The sequence below is a fragment of the Micromonospora sp. WMMD714 genome (assembly GCF_029581315.1).
Classification (GTDB): Bacteria; Actinomycetota; Actinomycetes; order Mycobacteriales; family Micromonosporaceae; genus Micromonospora; species Micromonospora rifamycinica.
Map to the genome: position 1 here is coordinate 6,157,701 of NZ_CP120744.1, position 25,589 is coordinate 6,183,289.

At 74.4% G+C, this 25,589-nt stretch carries 21 protein-coding genes, 1 tRNA gene and 1 riboswitch; of the genes, 8 read left to right on the forward strand and 14 right to left on the reverse strand.

The window, feature by feature from the left end; genetic code table 11:
• Positions 1–125 precede the first annotated feature (125 nt).
• The 8 genes from O7625_RS26160 (at position 126) to O7625_RS26195 (ending at position 8,640) form a co-directional block, all read left to right on the forward strand.
• Positions 126–1,574: a cell wall anchor protein gene (locus tag O7625_RS26160; RefSeq protein WP_282342405.1), complete on the forward strand. Its 1,449-nt coding sequence runs from the start codon at positions 126–128 to the stop codon at positions 1,572–1,574.
• On the forward strand, positions 1,571–2,470 hold the full coding sequence (locus O7625_RS26165) for a hypothetical protein (protein ID WP_282342406.1): 900 nt from the start codon (positions 1,571–1,573) through the stop codon (positions 2,468–2,470). The genes O7625_RS26160 and O7625_RS26165 overlap by 4 nt, the downstream gene beginning before the upstream one ends.
• Positions 2,463–3,704 carry a CbiQ family ECF transporter T component gene (locus O7625_RS26170; protein ID WP_282342407.1) on the forward strand — a complete coding sequence of 414 codons (1,242 nt, stop codon included), beginning with the start codon at positions 2,463–2,465 and terminating at the stop codon, positions 3,702–3,704. The genes O7625_RS26165 and O7625_RS26170 overlap by 8 nt, the downstream gene beginning before the upstream one ends.
• Positions 3,701–5,338, forward strand: coding sequence for an ABC transporter ATP-binding protein (locus O7625_RS26175; protein WP_282342408.1), 1,638 nt, complete (start codon positions 3,701–3,703; stop codon positions 5,336–5,338). The genes O7625_RS26170 and O7625_RS26175 overlap by 4 nt, the downstream gene beginning before the upstream one ends.
• Positions 5,335–6,321, forward strand: a complete 987-nt coding sequence (locus tag O7625_RS26180; RefSeq protein ID WP_282342410.1) for an ECF transporter S component — start codon at positions 5,335–5,337, stop codon at positions 6,319–6,321. The genes O7625_RS26175 and O7625_RS26180 overlap by 4 nt, the downstream gene beginning before the upstream one ends.
• A 12-nt stretch (positions 6,322–6,333) precedes the next feature.
• Positions 6,334–6,554: riboswitch (cobalamin riboswitch) on the forward strand.
• 115 nt (positions 6,555–6,669) lie between these two features.
• On the forward strand, positions 6,670–7,182 hold the full coding sequence (locus O7625_RS26185; RefSeq protein WP_282342412.1) for an acyl-CoA thioesterase: 513 nt from the start codon (positions 6,670–6,672) through the stop codon (positions 7,180–7,182).
• A 3-nt stretch (positions 7,183–7,185) separates the two neighbouring features.
• The gene (locus tag O7625_RS26190; RefSeq protein WP_282342414.1) at positions 7,186–7,539 is read left to right on the forward strand and encodes a LysE family transporter; all 354 of its coding nucleotides are present in this window, start codon (positions 7,186–7,188) and stop codon (positions 7,537–7,539) included.
• Positions 7,540–7,614: 75 nt separating this feature from the next.
• Complete coding sequence (locus tag O7625_RS26195) at positions 7,615–8,640, forward strand: site-specific integrase (RefSeq protein WP_282342418.1); 1,026 nt, start codon at positions 7,615–7,617, stop codon at positions 8,638–8,640.
• 84 nt (positions 8,641–8,724) lie between these two features.
• Here O7625_RS26195 and O7625_RS26200 read toward each other — a convergent pair.
• From O7625_RS26200 to O7625_RS26265, 14 genes are all read right to left on the reverse strand, one after another.
• Positions 8,725–8,798: transfer RNA gene (locus O7625_RS26200), tRNA-Pro, on the reverse strand.
• Between the two features lie 165 nt (positions 8,799–8,963).
• Positions 8,964–10,361 (reverse strand): ribosome biogenesis GTPase Der, encoded by a 1,398-nt coding sequence (gene der / locus O7625_RS26205; protein WP_282342420.1) that lies wholly within the window; start codon positions 10,359–10,361, stop codon positions 8,964–8,966.
• The gene (gene cmk / locus O7625_RS26210) at positions 10,358–11,038 is read right to left on the reverse strand and encodes a (d)CMP kinase (RefSeq protein WP_282342421.1); all 681 of its coding nucleotides are present in this window, start codon (positions 11,036–11,038) and stop codon (positions 10,358–10,360) included. Before cmk ends, der begins: the two co-directional genes overlap by 4 nt.
• Before the next feature lie 192 nt (positions 11,039–11,230).
• Positions 11,231–12,001 (reverse strand): pseudouridine synthase, encoded by a 771-nt coding sequence (locus O7625_RS26215; protein WP_067304624.1) that lies wholly within the window; start codon positions 11,999–12,001, stop codon positions 11,231–11,233.
• Positions 11,988–12,947, reverse strand: a complete 960-nt coding sequence (scpB, locus tag O7625_RS26220) for an SMC-Scp complex subunit ScpB (RefSeq protein ID WP_282342424.1) — start codon at positions 12,945–12,947, stop codon at positions 11,988–11,990. The genes O7625_RS26215 and scpB overlap by 14 nt, the downstream gene beginning before the upstream one ends.
• Positions 12,948–12,951: 4 nt before the next feature.
• Positions 12,952–13,998 carry a segregation/condensation protein A gene (locus O7625_RS26225; protein ID WP_282342426.1) on the reverse strand — a complete coding sequence of 349 codons (1,047 nt, stop codon included), beginning with the start codon at positions 13,996–13,998 and terminating at the stop codon, positions 12,952–12,954.
• Between the two features lie 68 nt (positions 13,999–14,066).
• Entirely contained in the window at positions 14,067–14,990 is a 924-nt protein-coding gene (locus tag O7625_RS26230) for a ParA family protein (protein ID WP_067315071.1), read from the reverse strand.
• Between the two features lie 205 nt (positions 14,991–15,195).
• Positions 15,196–16,239, reverse strand: a complete 1,044-nt coding sequence (locus tag O7625_RS26235) for a site-specific tyrosine recombinase XerD (RefSeq protein WP_282347093.1) — start codon at positions 16,237–16,239, stop codon at positions 15,196–15,198.
• Positions 16,236–17,351, reverse strand: coding sequence for an alanine dehydrogenase (gene ald / locus O7625_RS26240; RefSeq protein ID WP_282342428.1), 1,116 nt, complete (start codon positions 17,349–17,351; stop codon positions 16,236–16,238). The genes O7625_RS26235 and ald overlap by 4 nt, the downstream gene beginning before the upstream one ends.
• A gap of 384 nt (positions 17,352–17,735) precedes the next feature.
• Positions 17,736–18,341 (reverse strand): NUDIX hydrolase, encoded by a 606-nt coding sequence (locus tag O7625_RS26245; RefSeq protein WP_282342430.1) that lies wholly within the window; start codon positions 18,339–18,341, stop codon positions 17,736–17,738.
• On the reverse strand, positions 18,338–20,164 hold the full coding sequence (locus tag O7625_RS26250) for a CTP synthase (protein ID WP_282342432.1): 1,827 nt from the start codon (positions 20,162–20,164) through the stop codon (positions 18,338–18,340). Before O7625_RS26250 ends, O7625_RS26245 begins: the two co-directional genes overlap by 4 nt.
• Before the next feature lie 129 nt (positions 20,165–20,293).
• Entirely contained in the window at positions 20,294–22,720 is a 2,427-nt protein-coding gene (locus tag O7625_RS26255) for a hypothetical protein (protein ID WP_282342433.1), read from the reverse strand.
• Complete coding sequence (locus O7625_RS26260) at positions 22,720–23,922, reverse strand: glycosyltransferase family 4 protein (protein ID WP_282342435.1); 1,203 nt, start codon at positions 23,920–23,922, stop codon at positions 22,720–22,722. Before O7625_RS26260 ends, O7625_RS26255 begins: the two co-directional genes overlap by 1 nt.
• A complete protein-coding gene (locus O7625_RS26265) occupies positions 23,919–25,589 on the reverse strand; it encodes a lipid II flippase MurJ (RefSeq protein ID WP_282342437.1) in 1,671 nt (556 codons plus the stop codon). Before O7625_RS26265 ends, O7625_RS26260 begins: the two co-directional genes overlap by 4 nt.

The window sequence follows — 25,589 nt, forward strand, 5'->3', positions numbered from 1 at the left end:
CAGGGTGAGGTCCGGGCTGCCGTCGACGGTCCGTTCACCCCGCTCACCGCAGTACGCGGAGCGGGGTGACGAGCCCGGGAGTGTGTTCCGGAGGTCTCACCGACCGCTCTGCGAAAGGCAATCCCATGCTTCTGTCCCGGCGTCTCGCCACCGGCCTCGGCGCGATCGTGGCGACGACCGTCGTCACGGCCGCGGTGCCCCTGGCCGGGGTGGCCGCACCCGCCCCGGCTGATGCCGCCGCCGCGCGTGACGCCACCTCGTGGCTGGCAGGTCAGTTCACCGACGGCACACTGCCCGGTCCATTCGGCGGTCCGGACTGGGGCCTGACCATCGACGGGATCATCGCAATGTCCGCCACCGGCGGGTCGGCGCCGACGCGACAGGCGGCGACCGGGCAGGTAGCGGCGCACGTCCGGTCCTACAACAGCTATGACGACTGGGGCATCGAGGGTTTCACCGACGGCGGTGCGACCGCGAAGCTGCTTTACGTCGCGTCCGCCGCCGGTGCCGACCCCACCGACTTCGGCGGGTACGACCTGCGGGCGGTGACGCTGTCCCTGCTGGCCGGGGCGGACGCCGGCCAGCAGAGGGGACGGATCACCAGTCGCACCACGGCCGACAGTGGACCGGACGCCAGTAACACCTTCGACCAGTCCTTTGCCGTGCTGGGGCTGGCCCGCAGCGGTGACCTGCCGCAGGACACGGTCGACTTCCTCGTCCGGCAGCAGTGCGCGGCCGGAGGCTTCCGGCTCTACCCGGACACCGCGGACGGTCCGTCGCCGTCCTGCGACGAGCAGCCGGGCGCGACCCTCGACGTCGATTCCACGGCGATGGCCGTGCAGGCGTTGCTGGCTGCTGCCGACTCCGGTGCCGCCGGCGCTTCCGACGCCGCCCGCCGGGGCGCGGACTGGTTGGTGGGTCAGCAGCATGCCGACGGTTCGTTCGGCGGTTCCGGCCCGACCACCGGCGCGAACTCCAACAGCACCGGGCTGGCCGGGCAGGCGCTCGCCGCTGCCGGCCGGGACAGCCAGGCTGCACGGGCCGCACAAGCCGTGACGCAGTTGCAGCTCACGGCGGCGAACGGTGGTGCTGCCGCCGGTGACGCGGGCGCGATCGCCTACAACGCCGAGTCGTTCACCGGCGCTGTCTCGACAGGGATCGCGGACACCGACCGGGACCAGTGGCGCAGGGCCACCGCGCAGGCCCTACTCGGACTCGCCCATGTGCCGCTGGGCCGCATCGGTCTCGACCTGCCGCCGACGTCGCCGACGCCCACGCCGACCGGCACCGCGACTCCCACACCGACCGTGTCCCCCACGCCGACGGTCGCGCCGACACCGACGGTGACCGGTACGGCCGGGCCGAGCCCGAGCGCCACCGGCAGCCCGGCGACGCCCTCCCCCACCGTGTCACCGACCGGCACGGCCGCGCCGAGCACCACCCCGGCGGCTCCGACGCTGCCCGGTCTCCCCACCACCGGGGCGGCGATCATCGGGTACGTGCTGGTCGCATTGTTGCTGATCGGCGGCGGTGTGGTGCTGCTGGTGCTCGGACGTCGACGGCGGGTGCAATGAGCCGCCGGGCCGCTCATGCCGCGACGGTCGTCGTGCTCACCGCGGTGGGCAGCGTCTCCTGGCCGGGCAGCGCGGCGGCGGCTGCCGGGTCGGCCGGCTACTGCCCGGATGCCTCCGGGGTCACCGTCGTGGTCGACTTCCACGAGTTGGGCGGGGGCACGGTGGTGCGCTGCGCCTCCGGCGCCCAGGCCACCGGTCTCGCGGCGCTCAAGAACGCCGGCTTCGAGATCGCCGGCACGCTGCGCTGGGGTGAGGGGTTCATCTGCCGGATCGAGGGCAAGCCGTCGGCGGCTTCGGAGAAGTGCGTGGACACCCCGCCGGCCAGCGCCTACTGGTCGTACTGGCATGCCGCGAACGGGGGTGGTTGGGCGTACAGCGACAAGGGTGTCCTCAACCGCAAGCCGCCGGCCGGCAGCTTCGAGGGCTGGTCCTTCTCGCTCAACCGCAACGCCAGCGACGCCCCCAGGCCGGGAGTCACACCGAAACGGCCGGCCCCCACACCTCCTCCACCACCTCCACCGCCGGCGGCGGCCGGTGGCGGACCGGCCGTGCCACCGCCGGCCGCAGGTGGCGGTCCGGTCGTGCCACCGGCCGGCGGGGCCGGTCGAACCACGATCCCCCCTGCTGCCGGCACCCCGGGCGCCACCCTGTCGGCCACGGCGTCAGCCAGCGTGGCGGCGACATCCCCGTCGGTGCCGACGACGACGCCCGGTGGCGTCACCGGGTCATCGGGCGGTACGGCAAGCGAGCCGGCGGTGACCGAGGTCGCCGCCTCCGGCAGCGGCGACGGCGGGCTGCCGCTGGGCACGATCGCCGGGGCGGTGCTGCTGGCCGCGCTCGCCGTCGGCGGCGTGGTCACCGCCCGGCGACGCCGTGCCGCCGATCCCGATGACTGACCGTCGGGACGGGGTTGGCGCGGCGGCGGCCGACCCGGGGCGCGAACCGCGCCGCTGGTCGGCTGCCCGGCTGCCGCGGGGGTTGCATCCGGGGGCATGGTGGTTGTGGGCACTCGGCCTGGCCACGGCAGCCAGCCACACCACCAATCCGTTGCTGTTGGCGCTGCTCGTCGCCGTCGCCGCGCTGACGGTCCTGCGGCGGCGCACCGATGCGCCGTGGGCGCTGGCGTTCCGGATGTACCTCGTCCTCGGTGCGGTGATCATCGCGATGCGGGTGGTGTTCCGGATCGTCTTCGGTGGCGGGCAGGGCGAGCACCTGCTGGTGTCGCTGCCGGAGATCCCGCTGCCCGAGTGGGCGGCGGGGATCCGGTTGTTCGGGCCGGTCGCCGTCGAACAGGTCCTCGGTGGCTTCTATGACGGGCTGCGGCTTGCCACGATGCTGGTCTGCCTCGGCGCCGCCAACGCGTTGGCCAATCCGAAACGGCTCCTCAAGGCCGTGCCCGGGGCGCTGTACGCGGTGGGCACGGCCGTGGTGGTGGCGCTGTCGGTCGCGCCGCAACTGGTGGAGAGCGTGCTGCGGGTGCGTCGGGCGCGTCGGCTGCGTGGCGCGACCGGCAGGGGCATGCGTGCGCTGCGGGGGATCGCCCTGCCGGTGCTGGCCGACGCCCTGGACCGGTCGTTGGCGCTGGCGGCGGCGATGGACTCGCGCGGCTACGGTCGCACCGCGGCGGTGCCGGCCGGTCAGCGCGCCGCGACGGGGGCACTGGTGCTCGGCGGACTGGTCGGTGTCTGCGCCGGCACGTACGGGCTGCTCGACTCCACCGGACCCGGTTACCTGGGCCTGCCGATGCTCCTCGCCGGCCTGGTCGTCGCCGTGACCGGGATGCTGCTGGCCGGCCGCCGGGTACGGCGTAGCCGCCACCGACCGGACCGGTGGCGCTCCGCCGAGCTTTTGGTGGCCGGGTGCGGCGTTGCCGCCGCAGCGCTGACGATGCAGGCCGGCTCGGTCGCCCCGGAGCTGCTCTATCCGCCGGTCAGTCCGCTGACCTGGCCCGAGGTGACGCCGCTGATGCTGCTCGCCGTCGCGGCGGCGGCGGGGCCGGCGTGGCTGGCGCCGCCACCACCCGGGTCGCCGTCGACCCGAGCACCGACGGTGGACACACCGGTCAGCACTGTCGCGGCACCCACCCGTACCGGCGACCCGGCCACGTCCGTACCCGGAGGTCACCCGTGATCACATTCGACCGGGTGACCGTCCGCTACAGCGACGACGGTCCACCGCCGCTGCGGGAGGTGAGCCTGCGGGTCGAGGAGGGCGAACTGTGCCTGGTCGCCGGTCGCACCGGGGCCGGCAAGTCGACGCTGCTGCGGGCGATCAACGGGCTGGTGCCGCACTTCACCGGCGGCACCCTGTACGGAAGCGTCACCGTCGACGGTCGGGACACCCGCCGGCATCCGCCCCGCGATCTCGCCGACGTCGTCGGTGTGGTCGGTCAGGACCCGCTGTCCGGGTTCGTCACCGACACCGTCGAAGAAGAGTTGGCGTACGGCATGGAGCAGTTGGCCCTGCCTGCGGCGGTGATGCGTAAGCGGGTGGAGGAGACCCTCGACCTGCTCGGCATCGCCGAGCTGCGGCACCGGCCGCTGCGGACGTTGTCCGGCGGGCAGCAGCAGCGGGTCGCCATCGGCGCGGTCCTCACCAGCCACCCCCGGGTGCTGGTGCTCGACGAACCCACCTCTGCCCTGGACCCCACCGCCGCCGAGGATGTCCTCGCCGCCGTCACCCGGCTGGTGCACGACCTGGGCGTGACCGTGGTGCTTGCCGAACACCGCCTGGAACGGGTCGTGCAGTATGCCGACCGGCTGCTCTACCTGCCCGGGGACGGCCGGGTGGTCGACGGGGCACCGGCGACGGTCCTGGCCGGTGTCGACCTCGCGCCGCCGCTGGTCGAGCTGGGCCGGCTGGCCGGGTGGACGCCGCTGCCCCTGTCGGTCCGCGACGCCCGCCGCCGGGCCGGCACCCTGCGTCAGCGGCTCGCCGACACGGCACCTCCCGACCCGCCGCCGGCCCCGGTCACGGCCCCGGTGCTGGCCGCCCGGAAGATCGTCGTGCGGTATCCGGGCACCGTGGCCGTGGCCGGCGTCGATCTCGACCTGCATCGTGGCAGGGTCGTCGCGTTGATGGGCCGTAACGGGTCCGGCAAGTCGAGCCTGCTCTGGGCGGTGCAGGGCAGCGGTCCCCGCCACCGGGGCACCGTCACCGTCGATGCCGGCGGCGGGCAGGATCCCGTCGACCCGAAGCAGCTGTCGGCCGGCCCGGCCCGCCGGCACGTCGGACTCGTCCCGCAGACCCCGGGAGACCTGCTCTATCTGGAGACGGTGGACGCCGAGTGCCACCAGGCCGACCAGGAGAGCGGCGCGGCGGCCGGCACCTGCCGCACCCTGCTCGACCTGCTCGCCCCCGGTCTGCCCGGCGACCGACACCCCCGTGACCTGTCCGAGGGGCAACGGTTGGCGCTCGTGCTCGCCGTACAGCTCACCGCCGCCCCACCGGTGGTCCTGCTGGACGAGCCGACCCGAGGGCTGGACTATCTCGCCAAGCGGCAGTTCGTCGCCCTGGTGCGAGGGCTGGCCGCCGCCGGCCGGGCGGTGGTGGTCGCGACGCACGACGTCGAGCTCGTCGCGCTCCTCGCCGACCGGGTGGTCGTGATGGCCGACGGGGACATCGTGGCCGACGGGACCACGGCCGAGGTCATGCTCGCCTCGCCGGCGTTCGCTCCGCAGGTGGCCAAGGTCCTCGCCCCGGCGCCGTGGCTGACGGTCGAGCAGGTCACCGCCGCGCTGGGGCCGACCCGGGAACCGGCATGAGTGTGCTGCGGGTCGCGCCGCGCACCGCCGTGGTGCTGGCCCTCGCCTCCGCCGCCGCGTTGGCCACCTTCACCTGGCCGTTCTTCATTCCCGCGCATCCCGAGAGCACCGCCCGCACCGGTGAGGCCCCGCTGGTCTTCCTCGTCATGCTGCCGGTGCTGGTGGCGCTCGTCCTGGCCGAACTCAGCTCCGGTGGCATCGACAGCAAGGCCCTGGCGATGCTCGGTGTACTCGCCGCCGTCAACGCCGCGCTGCGTCCCCTGGGCGCCGGCACCGCGGGCATCGAAACCGTGTTCTTCCTGCTCGTCCTCGCCGGTCGGGTCTTCGGGCCGGGCTTCGGTTTCCTCCTCGGCTCGACGTCGCTGTTCGCCTCCGCGCTGCTCACCGCCGGGGTGGGCCCGTGGTTGCCGTTCCAGATGTTGTGCGCCTCCTGGGTCGGTCTCGGTGCTGGTCTGCTCCCCGCACGGCTACGCGGCCGGGCCGAGGTGGCCGTCCTGGCCGGGTACGGGGCGTTCGCCGCCTACGGCTACGGCCTGCTGATGAACCTGTGGTTCTGGCCGTTCAGCCTTGGCGCGGACACTCAACTCTCCTACGTCGCCGGTGCGCCGGTGCTGGACAATCTGCACCGCTTCGCCGTGTTCACTGCTGTCACCTCGACCTTCGGTTGGGACACCGGGCGGGCGATCACCACCGCGGTGGCGGTCGTGCTGGCCGGCCCGGCGGTGCTGGCCGCGCTGCGGCGCGCCGCCCGGCGGGCCGCGTTCGACGCCCCGGTCACTTTCGCCGCGCCCGCGCCGCAGCCGGCTCCGTCAACGACCATGCCGGGACCCGGGACGCCGGTGGCGGCACCGCAGGACGTGACGGGTCCCGCCGTCGGCGTGGCCCCGCCTGCCCGTCGAGGGCGGGGTGTGCCACCCGCCACCGCCGAGGAGGGCGGTCAGGGAGGTGGGTCACATCAGGCCCCGGAGCGGCCGGCGGACTGACCGGACACGGATAGGCTGCTTCCTGGCGTTGGTTCGCCCGGATGTTGTCACTTCCGGCGTCGTAAGAGGGAACCCGGTGAGAATCCGGGACTGCCCCGCAGCGGTGAGTGGGAACGACCGCCGTCATCAGCACTGGGCCCACCGGGGCCTGGGAAGCGACGGCCAGTAGGAGATCCGGCGTAGCCGGGTCACGCCCGCGAGTCCGAAGACCTGCCCGCGCTGCGCATCCACGAGGTGGGTGCGCTGCCGTCGACCTCGCGGGCGGGTCGGGCGGGTGATGCGCTGCGGCGTGTCCTCGACGTGCGTGCCGGCTGGTCGGTCGGTGTGCTTCCCGAGGACGGATGAACCATGCACGAGAGCGCCCCGCCCACCGGTCGGCCCCCGTCGGCGTCGCGGCTGACCCTGTCGCAGATCATGGACCAGCACCACACCAACCTGATGGGCACCGTGCACGGCGGTCGGATACTCAACCTCATCGACTCCGTCGCCGGGGTGGTCGCCGCCCGGCACTCCGACGGTCCGGCGGTCACCGCCGCGATCGACGAGACCGCCTTCCTGCGGGCCGTACGGGTCGGCGACGTCGTGCACGTCGATGCCCGGATCACCTGGGCCGGCCGCAGCTCGATGGAGGTTGCTGTCAAGGTCAGCGCGGACCGTTGGGATCGGGCGGTGCCGCCGGTCGACGTGGCCACCGCCCACCTGGTGATGGTCGCCATCGACGACGACGGTCAGCCGCGCGCCGTACCGCCGCTGCTGCCGGAGACCGACGGTGACCGGCGTCGTTACCGGGAGGCGCAGATCCGGCGGGAGCACCGGCTCGCTCTTCGGCGGGCGTTGCTCGACGGCGCCGAGGAGGGCTGAGCGGTGCTCGGACTGTCCGCGGCCACCCTGGCCGGTTACCTTGCCGCCATCGCCGTCCTCATGATCACCCCCGGGCCGGACATGATGTTCGTCCTGGCCAACGCGACCCGTTACGGCACCCGGGCCGGCGCGGTCGCCGCGCTCGGGGTCGCGGCCGGGGAGGCGGTGCATGTGGCGGCGGCACTTCCGGGGGCTCCTCGGGTGAAGGCCACGTGCGAGTTCGGCGGTGCGGATCGGCTTGTGTTCGACCACCGGACGGCGCGGCAGGCCAGCCTCATCCGTACCATCCTGGTGTCCCACGTCGAGGTCGTTCACGAGGTGCTCCGTCCCTGGCCGGCGTCGACCCTGCCGGAGTAGTGCCCCGTCAGCCGCGGCACCCCGACGTCTGAATCGGTAGCGACACCCGAAGAGGCACAAGCGTGGATCGACGCCATGGTCAGCGCCGCGCAGGGTGGCGTCGACCCGCTTGCCGCGACAAAGCGACTGGCCGAGTACGGCGAAAGCGTGATGACGCTGGCCCTGCGTGGTCTGGAACGCAAGACGCTCGACCCGTACCTTGCCGGGTGGCGTAAACGGGTGGTGCCCGCACTCGGCCACATCCCGATTCGCATGATTACCAACGGCGCGGTAGATCGGGCCGTGCACGGCTGGATTGCCGAGGAGTGCAGTCGATCGACGGTCAAGAACAGCCTTGCCGTGCTGGTCCGGGTGATGCAGCAGGCCGTAAGCGACGGCATCATTGCGCGGAATCCCGCACAGATCACCGGGTGGCAGCGCGAATACCAGCGGGCCGAAGACGAGTTGGACGACCCGCGCACGCTCGCCCTGCCGCACTGGGAAGCGCTGACCGGGCTCGCCGTCGCCCTGGTCGAACGGTCCGCGAACACGTTTCCCGGATGGGGTGACGTGACGATCTTCGCTGCGTGCACCGCCGCCCGGATCGGGGAGGTGTCCGGCGTCCGTGCCGAGGACATCGATCGGGAATCGTGGATGTGGACCGTCCGCCGGCAGACCACACCCGGCCCCGGCGGTCTGATCGACAAGGGCACCAAGGGAAAGCGCGCCCGGATGGTGCCGCTCATCGAGGAAGTGCGACCGATCGTCGCCCGCCGCCTGGACTCGGTTACCGCGCCGCACTCCCGGCTGTTCACCGGGCCGCGCGGTGGCCGGATCAGCACTGCCGTGCTGCGGGACGCGACCCATTGGGATGAGGTGGTGACGAGGCTCGGCTACGAGCACCTGCGGCGGCACGACCTGCGGCACACGGGGTTGACCTGGATGGCCGATGCTGGGGTTCCGGTGCATGTCCTGCGGAAGATTGCCGGCCACGGGTCGCTGACCACGACACAGCGGTACCTGCACCCCGACCGGCAGTCGATCACCGATGCGGGAACGGCGCTCAGCGCCCACTTGAAGGCTCGCCGGTCCCCAGGTGGTCCCCAGCTACGCGCCGTCTAGATCAACGAATCCCTACTGTTGCACTACGAATTAGAGGCCGTTGACCAGGGAGAACATCCCGGTCGACGGCCTCTTTTCGTGCTGTCGGGACGGCCGGATTCGAACCGACGACCCCTTGACCCCCAGTCAAGTGCGCTACCAAGCTGCGCCACGTCCCGTTGCTCTCCGCGTGGTTTCCCCTGCGGCAGCCGGTACAGCTTAGCGCAGGATCTTCGCACCGCGCGCACAGGCCCCTGCCGCGGCGGGCGACCGTCGCCACCCCGCCTAGAGCATCCTAGGAAAGGGGGTCGGGGTGGACCCGGCCCCCTTTCGACGGAGGTGTGTCAGCCGTGCGCCTTGCCCCGGCCGCCGGGGCCGAGCTTCTTGCGGGGGCGTACCGAGATCTCCACCGGGCTGCCCTCGAAGCCGAACTCCTCGCGGAGCCTGCGCTCGACGAAGCGCTGGTAGCCGGCGTCCAGCGGCGCGGTGGTGAAGAGCACGAACCGCGGCGGGGCGACCCCGGCCTGGGTGGCGAAGAGGATCTTCGGAGCCCGACCGCCGCGCACCGGGTGCGGGGTGGCCTGGACCAGGGCGGTGAGCCACTGGTTGAGCTGGGCGGTCGGCACCCGGGTCTCCCAGCTCGCCAACGCCCTGCGCAGCGCGGGGGCGAGCTTGTCGACGGCCCGGCCGGTCTGCGCCGACAGGTTGAGCCGGATCGCCCAGGGGATCCGGCGCAGCTCCCGGTCGATCTCCTTGTCCAGGTAGTACCGACGGTCGGCGTCGACCAGGTCCCACTTGTTGAAGGCGATCACCAGTGCCCGGCCGGCCTCGACCACCATGGTCAGGATCCGCTGGTCCTGCTCGCTGATCGGCTCGTGGGAGTCGAGCAGCACCACCGCCACCTCGGCCGCCTCGATGGCGCCGGCGGTCCGCAGGCTGGCGTAGTACTCGGTGCCGCTGGCCTTGCCGACCCGCTTGCGCAGCCCGGCGGTGTCCACCAGTTGCCAGGTCTCGCCGCCGATCTCGACCAGGCTGTCCACCGGGTCGACGGTGGTGCCGGCGACCGCGTCGACGACCGCCCGCTCCTCGCCGGAGAACCGGTTGAGCAGGCTCGACTTGCCGACGTTGGGCCGGCCCACCAGGGCCACCCGGCGCGGGCCGCGCGGCCGGTTCTCGACGATCTTCGGCGCGTCCGGCAGCGCGTCCAGGATCGCGTCGAGCAGTTCGCCGGAGCCCCGCCCGTGCAGCGCGGAGACCGGGTACGGCTCGCCGAGACCCAGCGACCAGAGCGAGGTCGCCTCCATCTCGATGGCGGTGTTGTCGGTCTTGTTGGCCACCAGGATCACCGGCTTGGCGCTGCGCCGCAGCATCTTCACCGCGGCCTCGTCCACATCGGTCGCCCCGACCATGGCGTCGACCACGAAGATCACCACATCGGCGGTGACCACCGCCGTCTCGGCCTGGGCGGCGATGGCCGCCGCCCGGTCCTTCGCGTCCGGTTCCCAGCCGCCGGTGTCCACCACGGTGAACGTCCGGCCGTTCCACTGCGCGTCGTACGGCACCCGGTCCCGGGTCACCCCGGGGACGTCCTCCACGACCGCCTGCCGGCGACCGATGATCCGGTTGACCAGCGTCGACTTGCCCACGTTGGGGCGGCCGACCACGGCCACCACGGGCTGCGGACCGGTCGGCTCCTCGACGGCGGCCTCCGGCTCGCGCAGCTCCACCCACCCGTCGCTCATGCCACGCCCCGCTCGGTGAGCAGCTCGCGCAGCCGGGCGACGACCTCGTCGATGCCCAGCTCGGTGGTGTCCAGTTCGACGGCGTCGGTGGACTGCCGCAGCGGGTCGACCGTGCGGGTGGAGTCCAGCCGGTCCCGCCGGGCCAGGTCGGCGGCGGTCGCCGCGACGTCGGCGGCGTCCTCGGCACTGCGCCGCCGGGCCCGGGCCGCCTCGGAGGCGGTCAGGTAGACCTTCAGGTCGGCGTCCGGGGCCACCACGGAGCCGATGTCCCGGCCCTCGACGACGATCCGGCCGGCATGGGTGATCATGTCCCGCTGCCGGGCGACGAGCAGCGTGCGTACCGCCGGCACGGCGGCCACCGCGGAGACCGCGCCGGTCACCTCGGGACCGCGGATTTCCTGGTCGACACCCACCCCGTCGACGGTCACGCCGTACCCCCGGGGGTCGGTGCCGATGCGCAGCTCGACCTCGCCGGCGACCTTGCCCACGGCGGCGGCGTCGGCCAGGTCGACGCCGGAGCGCAGCACCGCCCAGGTGATCGCCCGGTACATCGCGCCGGTGTCCAGGTAGCGGGCACCGAGGTCGACGGCGAGCCGCCGCGAGACGGTGGACTTACCCGAACCGGACGGCCCGTCCACAGCGACCACGCAACGCCCGGCCCGTACGTTTTCCTCCACCGTTGTCCTCCTCAGCCCGTACCTCGCGGGTCGCCGGTCTTCCGGCGCCGTTGAGCGGTAGTCGATCGTCATCCATCATCCCCGCGCCCCGCGGGTCGGCCCCACGCGCCGCCGCCGGGGGCGACGCACGCCACCCGCCGGCCCGTGGGCCGCGTGGAAGCCTACCGGCACACCTACCCGCTGTGACTCCGGTCAGTCACCCACGGCCTTGAACAGCGCGGCGACCTCCGCGTTGGTCAACCGACGGATCCGCCCGGTGCGCAGGTCACCGAGCTTGATCGGCCCGATCGAGGTACGCACCAGCCGGGTCACCGGGTGCCCGACCTCGGCCAGCAACCGGCGGACGATGTGCTTGCGCCCCTCGTGCAGGCTCAGCTCCACCTGGGCGCTGCGGCCCAGGGTGTCCACCACCCGGAACGCGTCGACCTTCACCGGCCCGTCCTCCAGCTCGACGCCGGCCAGCAGCCGCTTGCCCAGGTTGCGCGGGATCGGCCCGGCCACCTCGGCCAGGTAGGTCTTGAGCACCCGGTACGACGGGTGCATCAGCTTGTGGGTGAGGGTGCCGTCGTTGGTGAGCAGCAGCAGCCCCTCGCTGTCGGCGTCGAGCCGCCCGACGTGGTAGACCCGCTGCTCCACCCGGTTGCCGATGAACTCGGCGAGTTCGTTGCGGCCCATGTCGTCGGCCATCGTGGTGACCACCCCGCGCGGCTTGTTCATCGCCACGTAGACCAGGCGGTTGTCGGCCTGGAGGCGTTCGCCGTCGACGTGGATCACGGCGGTAGCCGGGTCGACCTTGTCCCCGAGCTGGGCGACCCGGCCGTCCACGGTCACCCGACGCCTGAAGATCAGGTCCTCGCAGGCACGCCGGGAGCCGACACCGGCGGCGGCGAGCACCTTCTGGAGGCGTTCGGCGCCCTCGTACACCGGGGCGTCGGACTTGGGGGAACGGTTATCGCGTGGCATCGGCAAGCTCTTCTACGTCGTCGGGGAGGAACGGGGCAAGCGGGGGCAGGTCGGCGACCGAGTCCAGGCCCAGCTTCTCCAGGAACATCGTGGTGGTCCGGTAGAGGAACGCACCGCTGTCCGGTTCGGCGCCGCACTCCTCGACCAACCCACGCGACACCAGGGTACGGAGCACCCCGTCACAGTTGACACCCCGGATGGCCGAGACCCGGCCCCGGGTCACCGGCTGCTTGTAGGCGATCACCGCGAGCGTCTCCAGGGCGGCCTGGGTCAGCCGGGCCGACTGCCCGTCCAGCACGAACCGCTCCACGTGGGCCGCGTATTCCGGCCTGGTGTAGAGCCGCCAGCCCCCCGCCGCCCGGCGCAGCTCGAAACCGTGCCCGGCGGCGGTGTAGCCGGCGGCGATGTCGTCGAGCACCGGCCCGATCCGTTCCGGCCGCTGCTGGAGCACCTGGGCCAGCACCAGCTCGCTGACCGGCTCGTCGACCACCAGCAGGATGGCCTCCAACGCGCCGCGCAGCTCCGCGTCGTCCAGCTCGGGCGCCGGCTCCGGCACCACCGTCGCCCGCCGCCGCCCCGCCGGCTGCCGCCTCGGTACGCCCGCCGCGCCCCGCTCCCCCGCCACCGTCCCCGGTGCGCCGGAACCACCCGGCACCGCCTCGACCGGCGTCCGGCCCGGTGCCGCGGAGGCGGCCTCGGCGGGCGTCTGCTCCGGGGCGGCGGATGCCGCTTCGGCCGGTGTCCGGCCCGGGTCGGCGGGTGCCGACTCGGCGGGCGTCCGGCCGGGATCGGCGGACGCCGCCTCGGCCGGCGTCCGCTCCGGATCGGCGGGCGCGGTGTCGGCGGGGGTGGGCACGGTGTTCTGTCGGGCGGTGGGGCGTTCCCACGGGGGAACCCAGGCGGCGGCCTGGTCGGCCAGCGAGTCCTGGCGCTCCTCGTCGCTCATCACGTCACTCCTGCGTCGATGCGGGCTCGTCCACCGGCTCGGCGGGCACTCCGGCGGTGGGTTCGCCCGGCACGGGGTCGGCCCCGGCGGGCGCGGCACCGGTCGGACTCCCGGGGGCGGGATCCACCGGGGCGGGGTCGACGGGGCTGCCGGCGTACTCGTCGACGTGCAGGTCGGCACCCCCGTCGGCGGGGCCGGTCCAGCGTACGGTCAGCTCCTCCAGGGCCTCCTCCTGGACGAAGGCGACCAGGCCCTCCCGGTAGAGCTCCAGCAGAGCCAGGAAGCGGGCCACCACCTCCAGGGTGATCCCGCAGTCGGCGCAGAGCAGCGTGAAGGTGGCGACGCCGGCCCGGCGCAGCCGCTCGGCCAGGATCGCCGCGTGCTCCCGGACGCTGACCCGGACCAGGTGCACGTGCGCGATGGAGACCTCCGGCACCGGTTTCGGGGTCATCGCCCGGACCGCCAGCTTGAGCAGCCGCTCAGGGCCGATGCCGAGCACCAGGTCGGGCAGGGCCTCGGCGTACCGGGCCTCCAGGGTGACCGCGCGCGGGTACCGCCGACCGCCGACCGCCTCCAGCTCGGCGATGTGCGCCGCCGCCTCCTTGAACGCCTTGTACTGCAACAGCCGGGCGAAGAGCAGGTCCCGCGCCTCCAGCAGGGCGAGGTCCTCCTCGTCCTCCACCTCGGCCGAGGGCAGCAGCCGGGCGGCCTTCAGGTCGAGCAGGGTGGCGGCGATGAGCAGGAACTCGCTGGTCTCGTCGAGGTCCCACTGGTCGCCCATGGCCCGGATGTAGGCGATGAACTCGTCGGTGACGGTGTGCAGGGCCACCTCGGTGACGTCCAGCTTGTGTTTGCTGATCAGTTGCAGCAGCAGGTCGAACGGGCCGGTGAAGTTCGCCAGCCGGACGGTGAAGCCGGTGCCCTGACCGGTCGGTGGCACCTCCGCCGCAGCGGTCGCCCCGTCGGCGGCCCCGGTGGCCGGCGCGGACGGCGGCGGCGGGGTCGGCGGCGGGTGCAGCGGTGGCGCGGTCACCGGACGACCGTAGTCCACGCCCAGGCAGCGGAGGTGGTCGCCGTCGGGGGCGGGTCGGGTGTGGCGCGGCGACGGCGCACCCCGGCCTACCGGTCGGCCTGGGCGGCGATCACCTCGCGGGCCAGCTGCCGGTAGTTGCGGGCCCCGGAGGAGGCCGGGTCGAGGGTGGTGATCGGCGCTCCGGCCACCGTGGACTCGGGGAACTTCACCGTCTTGGTGATGACGGTCTGGTAGACCTTGTCGCCGAACGCCTCGACCACCCGCTGGAGCACCTGGCGGCAGTGGGTGGTGCGGCTGTCGTACATGGTGGCGAGGATGCCCTCGAGCTCCAGGTCGAAGTTGAGCCGTTCGCGGACCTTGTCGATGGTGTCCAGCAGCAGCGCCACCCCGCGCAGGCTGAAGAACTCGCACTCGAGCGGGATGAGCACCCCGTGGGCCACGGTCAACGCGTTGATCGCCAGCAGGCCCAGCGAGGGCTGGCAGTCGATCAGGATGTAGTCGTACTCCTTGCGCACGTTGCGCAGCACCCGGGCCAGGGCCATCTCCCGGGCGACCTCGTTGACGAGCTGTATCTCGGCGGCGGAGAGGTCGATGTTGGCGGGCAGGATGTGCAGCCCGGCCACGTCCGTCTTGATCAGGACGTCCTCGGCCATCACGTCGTCCTGCATGAGCAGGTTGTAGACCGACAGGTCGAGGTTGTGCGGGTTCACGCCCAGCCCCACCGAGAGCGCGCCCTGCGGGTCGAAGTCGACCAGCAGCACCTTGCGGCCGTACTCGGCCAGCGCGGCACCCAGGTTGATGGTGGTGGTGGTCTTGCCGACGCCACCCTTCTGGTTGGCCATCGCGATGATCCGGGCCGGACCGTGCCGGTCGGTGGGCATCGGCTCGGGGATCGGCTTGCGCATCGTGTAGGCGGCCGGGTCGGCCGGACCCAGGTCGGCGCCGAGCGACGCCTGCTGCTCACGGAGCTCCGACGTCCAGGCGTCGGCACGATCACCGTTGCCAGCCATGTCCTCGTTGCCCCCTCCCGACGACCACCCGGCGTCGGAGCAGTCCGACGTCCTTCGCGGCGCCGCTGCGCACCCCGGTTGTCGCCCAGGAGGTCCGCGCCGATGCCGACTCTACGCCACCGACGACCAGCGCGTTCGGCACCGGTCCGGCGTGTCGGGTGTAGCGGCCGGTCAGCGCCCCGGCGGTCGGGTCCGCGCCCGACCGTCAGCCGCCCGGCGGTCCGGCTCGCACCCGACCGTCGGCGGCCGTGGGCGGGCGGGTGTCCCGGGCGCGGGGGTGGGTGGTGGCGTACACCTCGCGCAGCCGGTCCACGGTGACCAACGTGTACACCTGGGTGGTGGTGACCGAGGCGTGGCCGAGGAGTTCCTGCACCACCCGCACGTCGGCGCCGCCGTCGAGCAGGTGGGTGGCGTACGAGTGGCGCAGGGTGTGCGGGGAGACCGCCTGCGGGCCGTCCACCGGCAGCCCGGCCCGCCGCGCGGCCCGCCGCAGCACGGTCCACGCGCCCTGCCGGGTCAGCGGCCCGCCCCGGGCGTTGACGAAGACCGCCGGCGTGCCCCGGCCGGCGACGACCAGCGCCGGCCGGGCCCGCACCAGGTAGGCCCGCAGCGCCCGCACGGCGTACCCGCCGACCGGCACCAGCCGGGTCCGCCCGCCCTTGCCGCGCAGCAGCGCGGTGCCCTCGTCGACGTCCACGTCGTCCACGGCCGCGCCGACCGCCTCGGAGATCCGCGCGCCGGTGCCGTACAGGAACTCCAGCAGCGCCCGGTCGCGCAGCGTGACGGCCGCCCCGTCGCCGGTGGCGGTGACCGCGCCGGCGGCGTCCAGCAGCCGGACCACGTCGTCGACCGGCAACGCCCGGGGCAACCGGCGGGCCGCGACAGGCGGCCGGACGTCCCGGCTCGGGTCGGCACCGGCCAGCCCCTCCCGGAGGGCGAACCGGTGCAGCCCGCGCACGGCGGAGGCGGCCCGGGCGGCCGAGGTCACCGCCAGCGGGGGGTGGTCCGCGTCGCCGGCCCGCAGCCGCGCCAGGTGCGCCTCGACCTGCCCGGTCCCGACGGCGGCCAGGTCGGCCACCCCGGCGGCGGCCAGGGTGGCCAGGTAACGCTCCAGGTCCCGGCGGTACGCGGTGAGGGTGTTCGCCGCCAGCCCCCGCTCCACGGTGAGGTGGTCGAGGTAGCCGCGCACGACCCGCCGCAGGGCCGGTGCCGGCTCCCCGGCCCCGTCGGCGCGGCTCTGGTCGGTCAGGCCAGCACCTCGGCCAGCGGAAGGGTCGCCATCCCGTGCGCCTCGGCGACCGGGCCGTAGACCACCCGGCCGTCGTGGGTGTTCAGGCCCAGCGCCAGGGCGGGGTCGCGGCGCAGCGCGTCGCGCCAGCCGTGGTCGGCCAGTTCGAGGGCGTACGGCAGGGTGACGTTGGTCAGCGCGTACGTGCTGGTGTGCGGCACCGCGCCGGGCATGTTCGCCACGCAGTAGAAGATCGAGTCGTGCACCTGGTAGGTCGGCTCGGCGTGCGTGGTGGGGCGGGAGTCCTCGAAGCAGCCACCCTGGTCGATGGAGATGTCGACCAGCACGCTGCCCGGCTTCATCCGGGAGACCAGCTCGTTGGAGATGAGCGTGGGGGCCTTCGCCCCCGGGACGAGGACCGCCCCGATGACCAGGTCCGCGTCGAGCACCGCCCGCTCGACCTCGTAGGCGTTGGAGGCGACCGTCTGCAGGTGGCCCCGGTAGATGGCGTCGGCCTGCCGCAGCCGGGCCACGTTCATGTCCAGCAGCAGCACCTCGGCCTGCAGGCCCAGCGCGATGGCGGCGGCGTTCATGCCGGACACGCCCGCGCCGATGACCACGGTCTTCGCCGCGTACACCCCGGAGACGCCGCCCATCAGGATGCCCCGGCCGCCGCCCTGCCGCTGCAGGTGGTACGCGCCGACCTGCGGGGCGAGCCGGCCGGCCACCTCGGACATCGGGGCGAGCAGCGGCAGCGACCGGTCGGGCAGCTCGACGGTCTCGTAGGCGATGCCGGTGACCTTCCGGTCGACCAGCGCGTCGGTGCACTCCTTGGAGGCCGCCAGGTGCAGGTAGGTGAAGAGCACCTGCCCGGCACGCATCCGGTGGTGCTCCTCGGCGATCGGCTCCTTGACCTTGAGCACCAGCTCGGCGGTGTCCCACACCTCGTCGGCGGTGCCGAGGATGGTGGCCCCGGCCGCGACGAACTCCTCGTCGGTCAGGCTGGACCCGACCCCGGCGCCCGCCTCGACGAAGACCTGGTGACCGTGGCGGACGAACTCGTTGACGCCCGCCGGCGTGATCGCCACGCGGTACTCGTGGTTCTTGACCTCGCGTGGGATTCCGACCTTCACGATGCAGACACCTTCCTCCGGGGTGTCGCCCCCCGGACTGCGCGGTGCCCGGCCGGCTCCGTTGCCGACGCGGTCCACCGGTTCCGCCGGCGGCAGTCTAGGCGCGCTGCCACCCGTCGGCGGTTGGCACAGTGACAACCGGTGCCCGTTCCGCCTGACGGTGTGTCAGGCATACCGCCCGGGCCTGCCGTTCGACGTCCCTCCCATGGTCGCACCGGTCGGCCCGGTCCGCCGGTCGGGAAACCCGCCCGGCAGGCCCGTGTCCCCGCCACCGCACAGCGGGTCCGTGCGGGGCTCGACCGGGAACGCCGCAGGGGCCGGCGACCGGGAACGCCGCAGGGGCCGGCGCGGCGGACCGCGACGGCCCCTGCGGGGCGTACCGGATCAGCGGTGCAGCGGGGTGTCGGCCCGGCGCAGCACCGACCAGCCGGCGTCCCGGGCGCGGGCCGCGGCCAGCAGCCCGACCGCGCACGGACCGTTGGTGACCTCCCCGGCCAGCACCATGCCGACCGCCTCGTCCAGGTCGATCCGGACGACCTGCAGGTCGGCCTCCTCGTCGTGCCGCTCGTGCCGCTGCCCGACCGGCACCTCGGCCAGCTCCCGGGCGAGGAACACCCGGACCACCTCGTCGGTGAAACCCGGCGAGGTGTGCACGTCGACCAGCAGGTCCCACCGGCCGGCGGTGAGGTCGGCCTCCTCGGCCAGCTCCCGGGCGGCGGCCACCGGCAGGTCCTCGCCCGCGACGTCCATCAGGCCCGCGGGCAGCTCCCACAGGTGCCGCCCGACCGGCTGCCGGTACTGCCGCACCAGCACCACCCGGCCGGCCCCGTCCAGCGCGACCACGGCGACCGCGCCGACGTGCCGCACGTAGTCCCGGGTGGCGGTGCCCCCGCCGGGCATGGTCACCTCGTCGCTGACCACGGTGAAGATCCGGCCGGTGTACCGCTCGGCCCGGGAGCGCAACTCGTAGCGGTGCTCGACGGCGCTCACGACGCGGACGACGCCTTCGTCGCCGCGCCGTTGCGGGCCGCGGCCTTCGCCGTCGGCGCCTCGTTCTTCGACGGCTCGGCCGGCGCGGTCCCGGCCGGCGCGGTCCCGGCCGGCGTCACCCCGGTCCGCGGGGCCTCGACCACCGGGTCGAGGTCCACCGGCAGCTGGTCGGCCTGCGAGTACGCCACGACCGCCTTGACGAACCCGGCGAACAGCGGGTGCGGGCGGGTCGGCCGGCTCTTCAGCTCCGGGTGCGCCTGGGTGGCCACGAAGAACGGGTGCAGGCCGCGGTCCAGCTCGACGAACTCGACCAGCCGGCCGTCCGGGGAGGTGCCGGAGATGTGCAGGCCCGCCTTGGTCAGCTGGTCCCGGTAGGCGTTGTTCACCTCGTACCGGTGCCGGTGCCGTTCGCTGATCTCGGTGGCGCCGTACGCCTCGGCCACGATCGACCCCGGGGTCAACGTCGCCGGGTACGCCCCGAGCCGCATGGTGCCGCCCAGGTCACCCCGACCGGCGACGATGTCCTCCTGGTCGGCCATGGTGGCGATGACCGGGTGCTTGGCCTCCTCGTCGAATTCGAGGGAGTTCGCCGCGTCCAGACCGGCCAGGTGGCGGGCCACCTCGATGGTCATGCACTGCAGGCCGAGACAGAGCCCGAGCAGCGGTACGCCGTTCTCCCGGGCGTACCGGGAGGCGCCGATCTTGCCCTCGATGCCGCGTACGCCGAAGCCGCCGGGGATGACGATGCCGTCCACGCCGGACAGGGCCGACGCCGCCCCGGCCGGGGTGACGCAGTCGTCGCTGGGCACCCAGCGCAGCTGCACCCGGGCTCGGTGGCCGAAGCCGGCGGCCCGGATCGCCTCGCTGACCGACAGGTAGGCGTCGGGCAGGTCGACGTACTTGCCGACCACCGCCACGGTGACCGTGTGGTGCGGCTGGTGCACCCGGTCCAGCAGGTCGTCCCAGCTGGTCCAGTCGACGTCCCGGAAGGACAGGCCGAGCCGGCGCACCACGTACGCGTCGAGACCCTCGCGGTGCAGCACCTTCGGGATGTCGTAGATGCTCGGGGCGTCCGGGGCGGCGACGACCGCCTCGGAGTCGACGTCGCAGTAGAGGGAGAGCTTCTCCTTCAGCTTCTGCGGGATCTCCCGGTCGCAGCGCAGCACGATGGCGTCCGGCTGGATGCCGATGTTGCGCAGCTGGGCCACCGAGTGCTGGGTCGGCTTGGTCTTCAGCTCCCCGGACGGGGCCAGGTAGGGCACCAGCGAGACGTGCAGGTAGAAGCAGTTGTCCCGGCCGAGGTCGTGCCGGACCTGGCGGATCGCCTCCAGGAACGGCAGCGACTCGATGTCGCCGACGGTGCCGCCGACCTCGGTGATCACCACGTGCGGGATCTGGCCGTCGGCGTCCGGGTCGGCCATGCCGAGGATCCGCGCCTTGATCTCGTTGGTGATGTGCGGGATGACCTGGACGGTGTCGCCCAGGTACTCGCCGCGCCGTTCCTTGGCGATCACGTCGGAGTAGATCTGCCCGGTGGTGACGTTCGCCTTGCCGGACAGGTCGCGGTCGAGGAACCGCTCGTAGTGCCCGACGTCGAGGTCGGTCTCCGCGCCGTCCTCGGTGATGAAGACCTCACCGTGCTGGAACGGGTTCATTGTCCCCGGGTCGACGTTGAGGTAGGGGTCGAGCTTCTGCATCACCACCCGCAGCCCGCGCGCGGTGAGCAGATTGCCGAGGCTGGAGGCGGTGAGGCCCTTGCCGAGCGAGGAGGCGACGCCCCCGGTGACGAAGATGTGCCGGGTCGTCCGTGCTGATGGGGCCAAGGCCTGCTCCCGTGTCGTCCGTAGCGGTCGTGCGAACCGCCGTGCCGATCAGCAAAGTGATCACGCGATCCACGGGATTCCACGGTAACACCTCGCCGGGGTCCACCCGGCGTCGCACCCGACCCCGGGCTATCCGGACCCCGGGCCGGACCGACCGGCCGCCACCTCGGTCGACGCCGGATCCGCAGTCGCGGGGGTACGCGCCGCCGGCACCGCAACCGCCTCCCGCCCCGCCGGCCGGTCCCCACGGTCGGGCGGCGCACCGCCCCGGTCGCCGTCGGATTCCGTCACCCGCCGCTGCGGCGCGCCGTCCGGGGGGTCGCCGTCGGAGGACGCCGCCGGATGCCGCTGCGGCCCGCTGCCCGGGCCGTCGGCGGGCCGTCCGCCGGCCGGGTCGCCGTCGGGTGGGCGGACGCCGGATGGACCGCCCGGGGCGTCGGGCCGGGGATGGCCCGGATCGGGCACGGTACGGTCGGTGGAGTGGTCGAGCACCCGCAGCGAGGCCAGCGCCGCCATCGGCACCACCAGCGCGCCGGCCGCCCCGGCCACGTCCAGGGCGGTGCCGCCCAGCAGCCCGGCGATGACCGCCGCGACCGCCGTGCCGGCCAGCGCCGCCCGGATCGCCGGATAGATGCCGAACAGCCGCATCAGCCCGCCCCAGGGCTGGAGCAGCGCGAACCAGACCAGCAGCAGACCGACCACCGCCAGCACGGTCAGCGGGCTGTTGACCAACGTCTGGAAGTTCGCGGTGCTGGACCGGTGCACGGTCAGCCCGCCGGTGCCCTCGCCCAGGGCGGTCAGGAACCGGCCCAGCGCACCCCGCTCCTCCACCGGCCGGCGCAGGTCCACCACCGCGAAGCCGATGGTCAGCGCCAGCCCGGCCATGGTCGCCCAGACCAGCCGGCTGACCGTCAGCCAGCCGCCGGTGCTGATCGCGGCGGCCACCGCCACCCCGGCGGTCAACGCGATCGCGCCGATCGAGTCCGCACCCAGGTAGGGGCTGCCGATCACCACCACGGCCAGCCCGCCCACCGCGACCACCACCATCGGCCGCCACTGCCGGCGGACCCGCTGGGCGAGCCAGCCGGCGCTGAGCAGCGAACCGGCGAGGAAGACGCCCAGCCCCACGGTGCCCAGCCCGGAGAACCGGCCGCCCTCCAGCGCGGAGTAGCCGACCACGCCGTTGAGCTGCAACCGGGCCCCGCTGAGCACGTCCGCGCCGACCACCAGGGTGGCCAGGCCGGCGACCGCGCCGAGCGGGCCGAGGGTGCGGTCGTGGCCGGGGGTGAACCGGACCAGCGCGGTCGCGCCCACGATCAACGCGACGGTCACCCCGGCGAAGTACACCCCGGCGTGGTCACCCCGCCACCACGGCACCGCGTCGGCGAGCAGGGCCGCCGGCACCGCCAGGGCGACCGCGATCAGCAGCAGTTCCACGGTCGCCACGATGCGGCGGGAGACCGGCGGTGGGCTGTGCGGGCCGGCGAGCCGACGAGCCCGGCGCAACAGCGGCAGCACCGCGATGGCGAGGCCGACCTGGGCCGCGGCGAGCAGGGCGAAGAACCACCCGGCCACGGCCCGCTGGGCGGCGGCCTCCCGGTCGGCGTCGGCCGGCGCGATGATCGCGGTGGCCAGGTCGTCCGGGCGGTCGTCGACCTTGACGGCGGGACGGCCGAGGAAGATCCGCTCGGGCATCGGCCGGCCCAGCGCGCTCAACGCGGTCGGTGCCAGGTCCACCAGTTGCAGGTAGCCCTCCCGGCCGGTGCTGGGCGAGGTGAGCCAGCCGTTCTCCCAGCCGGGTCCGTCGGCGACCACGACGTGCAGCCGGGCCGGTGCCTCGGTGTCGGACACCCCGGCGACCAGCACCAGGGAACGCTCCGGCCGGGCGGCGAGCACCTTCGCCAGCGCCTGGTCGGCCTGCCGGGCCGCCGCCCGCCGGGCCGCCGGATCCTCGCCGCTGACCGTACCCAGGTCGACGATGCTCAGCACGCAGGAGCCGAGCAGCTCGGACGGGTCGGCCGGCAGCTCCGGGGCGTACCGGTCGACCCGGCCGAAGGGTCGGGCGGCGGCGACGGCGGCACCGGGGCCGATCGCCACCGAGCAGCGCACCGACTCCGACAGCGAGCCGGGCACCGTGCCCCAGGGCTGCCGGTCGGCGTTGTAGGCGACCACGCCCTCCTGGTCGGGCAGGTTCGCGCCGATCCCGTCGGGCTGCTCGACCGTCACCTCCGTCGCCGGGCAGCCGCCGGTCGGGCGGTTGCCGTTCCAGCCGGCGTAGCTGCCCGCACCGAGGGTGAGCCAGCCGTCCACCGGGCAGGTCGGGCGGTGCGCGGAGCGGGTCGACAACGACCCGATGGACCCCTGCTGGGCCATCCGCCACAGCGTCGGGGTGGTCTGCGGGTCGACGTCGGCCCAGCGCAGCCCGGCCACCCCGGCCAGGACCACGTAGTCGGCGGTGCGCCGGGGCGGGCTGGTGTCCGGGCGGGCCGCCAGCGCGGTGACGCCGAGCACCACCACGACCAGGGTGAGCAGGACCGGGGTGAATCGGCGCAGCATCAGGCGCGTCCCGTCGCGGGGCCATCGGTGCCGGAGGTCGCCGGGCCGGCGCGGCCGGCGCCGTCCCGGTGCCCGGGGGCACCGGCCGGGTCGGTGTCGAGTTCGGTGTAGAGGGCGCGCAGGGTGGCGACGGTGTCCGCCTCGGTGGGCCAGCCGGCGGCCCGGGCGACGCCCCGGCAGGCCAGGTCGGCCCGCAGGCCCGGGTCGTCCAGCAGCGACCGGACGGCCGTGTCGACCGCGTCCACGTCGCCGGGCGGGACCAGCAGGGCGCCGTCGCCGACCAGCTCGGGCAGCCCGCCGACGGCGGTCGCCACCAGCGGTACGCCGGCCCGCAACGCCTCCTGGGCGAACAGTTGCCGGGCCTCCCAGTCACTGGTCACCACCGCCAGGTCGGCGCCGGCGAGCAGGTCCGCCACGTCGGTGCGGTGCCCGAGCAGGGTCACCGGGGCGCGGGCGGCGGAGATCCGGGCGGCCAGCGCCAGGTACGCCGGGCCGCTGCCGGCGACCACCACCACGGGCGGCGGCCGGCGGGTCCGCCACCGGGCGGCGGCGTCGACGAGCACGTCGTAGCGCTTCTGCGGGTGCAGCCGGCCGACGGAGAGCACCAGCGGCTGGTCACCGGCGACGCCGAACTCGGCGCGGACGGCGGCCCGGCGACGCCGTGCGGCGGGCAGGGCCGGCGCGGCGACCGGGGCGAGCCGGGCGTCGGCGGCACCCAGCGCGGCGGCCCGGTCCACCAGGTCGGTCGACGCCCCCAGGGCGACCCGGGCGGACCGGGCGACCACCCGCTCGGCGAGCCGGGACAGCCGCCCGCGCAGCCCACCGGCGAGCACCGCGTTGTGCCAGGTGACCACGAGTGGTGCGGTGGGCCGGGCGAGCGCCGCGACCAGCCCGGCACGCAGCCCGTGGGCGTGCACCACCCGGGCGTCCGCGCCGGCCAGCGCCCGGCGCAGCGCGGTGACCGCGCGGGCGTCGGCCGGGGTGGGGTTGGCCGAGATCTCCACCGGCGTGAACCGGGCCCCGGTGGCGGCGAAGGCGAACTGCTCGTCGGTGGCGGCCGGGCCGCAGACCAGCACCGGCTGGCCGGCCTCGACGAGCCCCCGGGCCACCGACCGGACGTGTTGCCCCACCCCGCCGGTGCTGGAGGCGAGCAGCAGCACCACCGTGCCCCGGGGGTCGGGGGCGGGCGTCGCGTCGGTCATGGGGAGAGGGTCTCCTTCCCGTCACCGGCGTCGCGGGGAACGCCGTCCTGCGGGGCACCCGCCGGTCGCCGGCCGCCCAGCCGGCGACGGACGCCGGTGAGCAGCGGCCCGACGTCCCGCCGGTCCACCAGCCAGGCGACGGCGAGGAACAGCACGCCGACCACGGCCCCGGACAGCATGCCCTGAACGAGTGCCCCCGCTGTCGTCGGGGTGCCGCCGTCGGCGAGCAGCCGGGCGGTGAGGACGCCGGCCGGGGCGGCGAGCAGCGCGGCCAGCAGACCCGCGAGGGCGGCCCGACCGGCGCCGGCGAGCGCGGCCCGACCGGCGGCCCGGGACACCGCGCCGACCAGGAGCACCCCGAGGACCAGCATGCCGACGGAGTTGGCCAGGGTGACCGCCAGCACCCGGTCGGCGCGGGGCAGCAGCGCCGCCAGCGGTACGGCGACCAGCGGCACCACCAGCCAGCCGGTGGTGATGGCGGCGGTGGCCGCCCGGGTGGCCCCCCGGGCGTAGAGCGCCCGGGACAGCACCGCGAAGAGGCCGTAGCCGACCAGTCCGGGGGCGAACCCGGCGATGGCGGCGGCGGTCGGCTCCGCGCCGAGCGGGAAGAACCGGCCGACCGGTTCGGCGGTGCCGACCAGGGCCGCCGCGCCGAGGAAGCTGCACAGCAGCACCCCCCGGGTGGTCGCGGCGACCGTGCCGCGGTAGCCGGCGGAGTCGCCGGTCGCAGCGGCGGCGGACAGCCCCGGGTAGGCGGCGACGGCCAGCGGCACCGCGAGCACCGCCCAGGGCAGCAGGTACATGGTCTGGGCGAGGTTGTAGACCTGCGGGGAGCCGGTCGGGCCGCCGGAGACCCGGTTGAGGATGACCACCAGGGCGAGTTGCTGGGCGGTGACGGTGACCGCCCCGGCGACGGCGAGCCCGCCGACCCGGGCGCGGGCGTCGGCGGGGAAGGCGTACCCGGGTCGCCAGGCCAGCCCGAGCCGGCGCAGCGGGACCAGCAGCGACAGCGACAGCACCACCACGCCGAGGGTGGTGCCGCCGGAGAGGACCAGCTCACCGGCCCGGCTCACCTGGGCGATGCTCGCGTCCCGGCCCTGGGTGGCGCCGAAGACCAGGTAGACCACCACGACGGTGAGGCTGGACAGCAGCGGCGCGACGACCGGCCAGGCGAACCGGCGGTGCGCCTGGAGCACCCCGGTGAGCACGATCCCGATGCCGTAGAGCGGCAGTTGCGGGGCGAACACCCGCAGCATCCGTGCCCCGGCGGCCAGCTCCGCCGGGGAGCGCCCGTCGGAGATCACCGCCACGATCGGGTCGGCGAGCAGCGCCACCAGCACCGCGAGCGGCACCAGCAGGGTCACCGTCCAGGTCAGCAGCGCGCCGGTGGTGGCGGCCACCGCCCGCCGGTCACCCGCCGCGACCGGCCCGGCCAGCAGCGGTACGACGAGACTGGCCAGCGCCCCACCGGCCACGATCTCGAAGATGATGTTGGGGACGGTGTTGGCGATCACGTACATGCCGCCGAGGTCGCTGCCCTCCACGACCCAGGTGAACACGGCGGTACGGCCGAACCCGGCGAGCCGGGCCAGGACGGTGAGCACGGCGATCAGGGCGGCCGCGCCGGCCACCCGACCGGCGGCGGCGAGGGGTGCCGGTCTGGTCAC